At 71.9% G+C, this 1,389-nt stretch carries 1 protein-coding gene; it reads right to left on the bottom strand.

The features are described 5' to 3' along the window. On the bottom strand, positions 1 to 1,252 hold a 1,252-nt coding region (locus N864_RS22250), incomplete at its 3' end, for an SDR family NAD(P)-dependent oxidoreductase (protein WP_205621040.1). Positions 1,253 to 1,389: the final 137 nt, after the last annotated feature.

Raw genomic sequence — 1,389 nt, 5'->3', positions numbered from 1 at the left:
TGAGTCCGCGCGTGGCGACGGAGGAGACGTTGACGATCGTGCCCCGCCGGCGCTCGATGAAGTGCGGCAGGATCGCTCGGCACGACCAGAGCGTCGGAAAGAGCGACCGGTTGATCTCGGCCTGGATCTGCTCCGGCGGGTAGTGGTGGAAGGGCTTGGCCCAGATGGTGCCGCCGACCGTGTGGATCGCGACGTCGATCCTGCCGAACCGACCGATGGCCTCCTGGACCATGGCATTGGCGCCCTCCCACGTCTCGAGGTCCGCGGTCACGGCATACGCGGTGTAGCCAGCGCTCCCGAACTCACGCGAGAGCTCGTGGACGAACTGAGAGCGGTCGACGAGCACGAGCCGGCCGCCCTCGGCGCAGATCCGCCGGGCCGTCCGCTCGCCGATGCCCTGGGCCGCCCCGGTGACGAGCACGACCTTGCCACTGAACCGTCCGGGACTGACCCACCGCGAGCCCAGTCGCTGCCGGGCGTCGTCCATGGCCCGGCGCATCGTCAGCTTCGAGCGGTCGGCGTGCTCGATGATGAGGGTGCGGGCGCGGTCGAGGTCACCCGCCTCGAAGGCGTCGACGATCTCGACGTGGTCAGTGGCGCAGCGTGGATGGCACCACGTCGCGTTCCTCAGCACCTCCTCCATGTGCCCCTGGACGCCCAGCGCCTGGTACGCCTGCAGCAGGTGTTCGTTGCGGGTCAGTGTGAACAGGTAGTCGTGGAACGCGGCGTTCGTGTCGGTGTAGGCGGCGGCGTCGACGAACCGGTCGCCGTCGACGTGCGGGAGCGTCGACTCCGCCAGCAGCCGGTAGCCGGCGAGCTGCGAGGTGGTCAGCCGGCCGATGGTGAGGGAGAGGGCACCGAGCTCGAGCGCCTGGCGCGCCTCGAAGATCGCGTCGGACTCCTGCACCGATGGGTGCTCCTCGCCGATGACGTAGCCGCCGGCACCCAGGGCCGAGTCAGGCTCGGCGCTCGGTCCGCCCCCCAAGACGTCCTCGCGAGCAATGGCGGATGCACGAGCGGGCTCGGGACGGGGCTCACGTTCCGGCGCACGGGCGACGAGTGGAGCTGTCTCCCGAGCCGCGAGCATGACCTGACCGGCCACGGCGCGCGCTTCGGGCACCTCGAGGAGCCGGCCGGTGGCCGGGTCCAACGGGGTGACCGGTCCGGTGGCGCCAGGCTCGGTGATCCGTTGGCCCGCAACGGTCCTTGCCGTCCCGGCCGGGTCCTCGTCACCGGGCCACGATGGGGCCACGACCCGCGCGGCAGGCGGTGCAACTATGGGTGCGGTGGGCGGTGCGCCTTCAGGCACGACCTCGGTCGGCGGCTCTGCCGTGGCCGGCTCTGCCGCAGGCGCGGGCTCTGCCGCAGGCGCGGGCGCTGCCGCAGGCG

It is taken from the genome of Intrasporangium chromatireducens Q5-1 (assembly GCF_000576575.1).
In the GTDB taxonomy this organism is placed as follows: Bacteria; Actinomycetota; Actinomycetes; order Actinomycetales; family Dermatophilaceae; genus Intrasporangium_A; species Intrasporangium_A chromatireducens.
The sequence above is the reverse complement of the archived record's forward strand: the minus strand, read 5'-3'. Positions and strand labels throughout refer to the sequence as shown.